Origin of the sequence: Rhodococcus olei (assembly GCF_039540555.1) — a bacterium.
Taxonomy (GTDB): Bacteria; Actinomycetota; Actinomycetes; order Mycobacteriales; family Mycobacteriaceae; genus Rhodococcus_G; species Rhodococcus_G olei.
Window position 1 is genome coordinate 1 of sequence record NZ_BAABFB010000027.1, and the last position, 5,386, is coordinate 5,386.

Annotated in this window: 5 protein-coding genes and 1 pseudogene; all 6 read left to right on the forward strand. The window is 68.1% G+C overall.

What is annotated here, in order from left to right; translation table 11 throughout:
• Window positions 1–182 precede the first annotated feature (182 nt).
• The 6 genes and pseudogenes from ABD951_RS06475 to ABD951_RS06500 all read left to right on the forward strand — a co-directional run bounded on the left by ABD951_RS06475 (window position 183) and on the right by ABD951_RS06500 (window position 5,312).
• Window positions 183–1,290: pseudogene (locus ABD951_RS06475) on the forward strand (site-specific integrase).
• On the forward strand, window positions 1,287–2,819 hold the full coding sequence (locus tag ABD951_RS06480) for a tyrosine-type recombinase/integrase (RefSeq protein ID WP_345342946.1): 1,533 nt from the start codon (window positions 1,287–1,289) through the stop codon (window positions 2,817–2,819). Before ABD951_RS06475 ends, ABD951_RS06480 begins: the two are co-directional and overlap by 4 nt.
• Before the next feature lie 5 nt (window positions 2,820–2,824).
• A complete protein-coding gene (locus ABD951_RS06485) occupies window positions 2,825–3,190 on the forward strand; it encodes a DUF6262 family protein (protein WP_345342947.1) in 366 nt (121 codons plus the stop codon).
• A 333-nt stretch (window positions 3,191–3,523) separates the two neighbouring features.
• Window positions 3,524–3,901 carry a hypothetical protein gene (locus tag ABD951_RS06490; RefSeq protein WP_345342948.1) on the forward strand — a complete coding sequence of 126 codons (378 nt, stop codon included), beginning with the start codon at window positions 3,524–3,526 and terminating at the stop codon, window positions 3,899–3,901.
• Complete coding sequence (locus tag ABD951_RS06495; protein ID WP_345342949.1) at window positions 3,898–4,407, forward strand: Ig-like domain-containing protein; 510 nt, start codon at window positions 3,898–3,900, stop codon at window positions 4,405–4,407. Before ABD951_RS06490 ends, ABD951_RS06495 begins: the two co-directional genes overlap by 4 nt.
• A 515-nt stretch (window positions 4,408–4,922) precedes the next feature.
• Window positions 4,923–5,312, forward strand: a complete 390-nt coding sequence (locus ABD951_RS06500; protein ID WP_345342950.1) for a hypothetical protein — start codon at window positions 4,923–4,925, stop codon at window positions 5,310–5,312.
• Window positions 5,313–5,386 lie beyond the last annotated feature (74 nt).

A 5,386-nucleotide genomic window follows, 5' to 3' on the forward strand; every position in this document is an offset into this window, starting at 1 on the left:
AGCGGCCTACTACGCTGAACACGCGCTCTCACCACCCGTGGGAGTAACACCCTGACAGCCTCCAGCAAATCCGGGGTGGATCAGTCTGTCATGTAGACAACGGCGCTTTCCAGGGCTGGATGCTTCGTGGTGGACGGGTTACGGTCGCCGCGTTCCACGACGCAGACGGGTGGGGAGGCGCGATGCGGGTGACGCGAGTGGTGGATCCGGTTAGCGACGCGGTGTCGTTCACGTTGCTCGACGAGGACGGTGTCGTGGCCCCGGCCGAACGATATCTGCGGTATCTCGCCGATACCGAGCGGTCACCGAACACGATCAAGGCGCACGCCCACGACCTGAAAGATTGGTTCACGTTCCTGATCGACCACGAATGTGATTGGCAGGAAGTGAAATTGGATGATGTTGGCGCGTTCGTCAGGTGGCTGCGGCGGCCACCGACGATGCGCCACGAGGCGGTGTCGGTGCTGCCTTCGGTCGCGCATCACTGCACCGAGGCGACGGTGAACCGCAAGCTCTCCACCATCGCCGTGTTCTATCGGCACGCCGCCCGCCACGGCCTCGACCTCGGTGATCTGCTGACATGCTGGGATCCCGCTGCCCGCCGGGGCGGCAGCTGGAAGCCGTTCCTGCATCACCTCGGTAAGAGCACTCCCCCAGCCACGGCGGACGGTGAAGCTGCCCGCCGTGTCCCGGATGCCCCGACTGCTGACCCCCGTCGAGGTGCAGACGATCCTCGACGCGTGTGAGCACCGGCGTGACCGGTTGTTGTTCGCCCTGCTCTACGACGCCGGCATCCGGATCGGTGAGGCGCTCGGTCTACGGCACGAGGACCTCGCCGCAGCCGAACGAGAAGTCACCGTCCGCCGCCGTGTCAACGCCAACGGTGCTCGCGCCAAATCGCCGTACCCGCGGACGATCCCGGTCAGTGGGGCGCTGATCCGTCTGTACGCCGACTACCTGAACCTCGAGTACGGGGAGCTGGACTCGGACTACGTGTTCGTCAACCTGTGGGGCCGTCCACACGGGCGGGCCATGACGTACTCGGCGGTGCACGCGCTGGTGCGCCGGTTGCGCCGGGACACCGGGATCGACTTCGATCCACACTGGTACCGCCACACCTACGCCACCCGTCTCCTGCGGGACGAGGTGCCGGTGGAGGTGGTCTCGAAGTTGCTCGGGCACGCCAGCGTGACCACCACCGTCGACATCTACGCGCACCTGTCCAGTGAGGACGCGCGCCGCGCGCTGGTGCAGGCCGGTTGGTTCGCCGACGCGGCGGTGACCCTGTGAGCCGGCTTCGCGCGCTCCCCACCACCGGCGACGGCACCGATGCCGAGGCCAGTCTCGGCGTCGATCCGTGGGAGGCCGAGTACGAGAAGGACATCTGGCACGTTCGCCGGCTCGGCATCACCGCCTCCAACCGCGCCACGATCAGCTTCGAGCGGATCACCCGCCCGTGGCTGCGGGACCTGGCCAAACGGTGGGCGCGCTGGCGTCTGCCAGCCGGCCTGACCGCCGAATCCGCAGTATGGGGCACTCGGGCCGTCGCGAGCCTCGACGCGTTCCTCGACACCAGCGGCGGCACGGCGGCCGGCCCCGCCGACCTCGACCGCGCCCTGATCGAACGGTTCCTGGCCTACCTGCACACCCACGCCGCCGGACCGGTCTCACACAGGACCCAGGTGGGCCAGTTCAACCTGTTCCTGTTGACTATCCGACGCCACGGATGGGTCACCGATCTGCCGGCCACCGCCCTGATCTACACCGAGGACTACCCGAAGAAGACCACGCTGGCGCCGCGGGCGCTCAGCGAGCACGTCATGGCCCAACTCGAGGACCCGGCGAACCTGGACAGGTGGCCCAACCGGCATCACCGGCTGGTCACCGTGATCCTGATCCGGTGCGGGCTGCGGATCAGTGACGCCGTCGCCCTGTCGACCGACTGCATCGTCCGCGACAAGGACGGCGCACCCTATCTGCGGTATCTCAACCACAAGATGAAACGCGAGGCCCTCGTCCCGATAGACGAGGAACTCGAGCACTCCATCGCCGAACACATCGCACACCTCGACCGCACCAGCGGAGCCCCGACGCGTCTGCTGTTCCCGTGTCAGCGTTCCGACGCCGACGGCACCGGGCACATCAGCACCGCCACCTACAGCAGGTCACTGGGCCGGTGGGTGGCCCGATGCCAGGTCACCGACGAGCACGGCCGTCCCGCGGAAGTCAGTCCCCACCGGTTCCGGCACACCCTAGGCACGCGGTTGGTCAACCTCGACGTCCCCCAGGAGGTCGTCCGCCGGATCCTCGACCACGATTCGCACCAGATGACCGGCCACTACGCCCGGCTCAGCGACACCTCCATCCGCCGGCACTGGGAGGCCGCACGCAAGGTCGACTCCTCCGGGGCCGAGGTCACCCTCGACCCGGACGGACCACTCGCCGAGGCAGCCTGGGCCAAACAGCGCCTCGGCCGCGCCACCGAGGCCCTACCCAACGGCTACTGCGGCCTGCCCGTGCAGAAGAGCTGCCCGCACGCCAACGCCTGCCTGACCTGCCCGATGTTCGTCACCACCGCCGAGTTCCTGCCCCGGCACCGCGAGCACCGCACCCAGGTCCTGCAGCTCATCACCGCCGCCGAGGCCCGCGGTCAACAGCGGCAGGTCGAGATGAACACCCAGGTCCTGGGCAACCTCGACCGCATCATCGCTGCCCTCGACGACACCACGGACTCGTCCCGGCCCGACACGCCCGGACCCGACACCCGCGACGCGCAGCCACTCATTCCACACCCCGACAGCGCCGGATCGGGCCGGTGACCCTCGTGCGCGCCGACAACAGCCACCACCTCCACGACGCCGCCCGGCGCCGCCACGAACTGACCCGTTCGAAGGCGATCGCCGCCCTAAGGGAAATCGAAAACCAAGGAACCGCAGTCACATTCGAGTCAGTGTCCGCGGCAGCGTCGGTGTCGCGGTCCTGGCTCTACACCCAACCCGACCTACGCGCGGGCATCATCGCACTCCGCGATGGTGGCGGACCCGGTCGAACCCAACGTGACAGCGCCAGCGACAACTCTCTGCGCACCCGCCTGCAGGCGGCACACGACCGTATCCGCGAACTCACCGCCGAGAACGAGAGCCTGCACCGCCAGCTGGCCCTCGCTCTCGGCCGTGCGCGCAAGACCTGACTGACCGACGTCCATCGCACCACGCGCATACCGACTCGGTAACGACAACACCGAGGCAGCGGACCTTCACGCCCGCCTCGAATCCCCTTCGCGCACACCATCCACGAAGCAAACACCCAGGTCACGACGGGTGATTACCAGCCAACTAAAGATATCGTTCGCTTCCGGGACGTTCAGAACGGGTACTGACGCGACAACTTCGAGGACTCGTGGCCGGTACTCGCCGCGCCGCTGGGCATCCCGACTGACCGGCGATCGCTGTACAGCAATGGGGGTGCGGAGGAGAATTCTCACCGTACCGATCTCGCCCACGGGGAAGCTGGCGAAGGTGCCATGCGCACGCTCATCCACGCGGTCATCGGCGTGACGGCCGTCACGGCGCCAGTGCTCGGGGTATCGGGTGTCGCATCCGCCGACGCCACCGCCCAGGTCTCAACCAGCGGAAGCAAGGCCGTCGCCGCGGTGACCAGCACCGATCGCGGCGACACCTGCTGCCTGCGTTTCGGGCACCCCGGCCAGACCCTCCGGTCGGCTGCCGGCGAGACGGACAGCGGGCTCTGCCCGACGACGAGCGCGCCGCTGCGCGGCGTCAACAGCTGCGACGGGGGCGGCGGAATGTCCAGCCGGAACCGGACCGGGATCACACTCGACGACCCACCCGGCGCGCCTGCACGGATTCTCCCGACGGTGCTGAGGCAGGAACAGCGATGAACCGACAGATACGAGCGGTCCAAGCCGCACTGGCCGCGGCCGCGGCCGCAGCGGTGCTGCTGACACCGATCACCGCGACGGCGGCGCCCCGCACCGACACCGCGCCGGCGCCGGCGCCGGCGATGCAGGTGTCGGGGACGGCCAAGACGACCACGACCACGCAGGTGTACACCAGGAACGCCGACGGAGCGCCCAGCGCGAACGGCACGACGATCCAAGCGACCGCGGTGGTGACGCCCGCACCGCTGCGCGGCACGGTGCAGTTCACGGCCGTCAACATCGACACCGGCGCGACCGAGGCGACATCGTCACCGGTGCGAGTCTCCGGCGGCGAGGCCGCGTGGGTCGTCACATTGCCCGACGGCAACCACAGAGTCTGGGCCGCGTACAGCGGCAGCGACGACGACAGCCCATCGACCGGCTCGACGGCCTTCCAGACCCAGCACCAGGTGAACCCGCCGACCCAGCGCGGCCAGACCTGCCTCTTCGGCTCGCTGTGCCTCTGAGGGCCCCGCCCCCCACAGGGCCAGCACACGCGCGCACGCGACCGGCACCCAGTCGCCGAACCCCGTGTAGGGCATGCGGCCTGACGTCGGCGTCACGTCGACGACCAGCGACCCGGACTGCGTGGCCGGCACCCACCCCAAGCAGGCAGCCGCACGCGTCGTAGACCGGCGACACCCCACTCGGCGCGGCGACCGCGACCGGCCTGCCGATCTCCGCGGCCCGAGCTCACCGTTGATCGGAGAATCATGCATTCCGTGAACACCCTTGCACGATGGTGCCTCGTGTCGGTCGTCTCGCTCGCGTCAACCATCGGTGTTGGTGCGAGCGCCGCGGCGGACGTGCAGCGACCCGGTGGTCCGGCTGCGCACGACAGCGTCACCGCGGCCTCCGGTGCGTCGTGCACGAACATGCAACCGGCCCCAGCGGGAGTCCATGCACTCCGACGGACACGACGACAAATATCGCGTTCACAGACGCGTTGACAACCGGAGAGGCGGGCGGATTATGCGTCGGGGTGGTGACCGCCAAAGGCGTGGCCACCGACAACCCAATCGGATTCGCCACACCAGCATCACCCTGGGATCGTCCGATCGAGTTTCGAAACGTTCCACATCACGTATCCGTGAATCCCATTTCCGGTAGCACACTACTCGGCTCCACCGGATCTCCGGTGCTGGGCCGCGCGGTCACAGTGACCGTGGACTGGATCAACCTCGATACCGGAGCGCACGGCCGGGTAAGCCACGCGCTGTGCCCCTACGCTCGCGAACTCCTCTACGACGGCCCACTTCCGAACTGCCAGGATCCGGAGTTGCTTTTCGTCTCAGGCCCGGGCCGCGTACATGCCACCCTGACAACGAATGCGCCGAATCTGCCTGGCACCGCGGACTTCACGGTGCCCTGACCGAAGATGATCCGGTCAGCCTCCGAATCAGTTGGGGAAGATCAGGTTGAAGAAGTCGTTGATTGCCTTGGGGA

What these genes read in the sequence shown, in the direction of transcription:
- ABD951_RS06490 (WP_345342948.1), top strand. Translation starts at nt 3,524, where the DNA reads ATGCGCACGCTCATCCACGCGGTCATCGGCGTGACGGCCGTCACGGCG.
- ABD951_RS06495 (WP_345342949.1), top strand. Translation starts at nt 3,898, where the DNA reads ATGAACCGACAGATACGAGCGGTCCAAGCCGCACTGGCCGCGGCCGCG.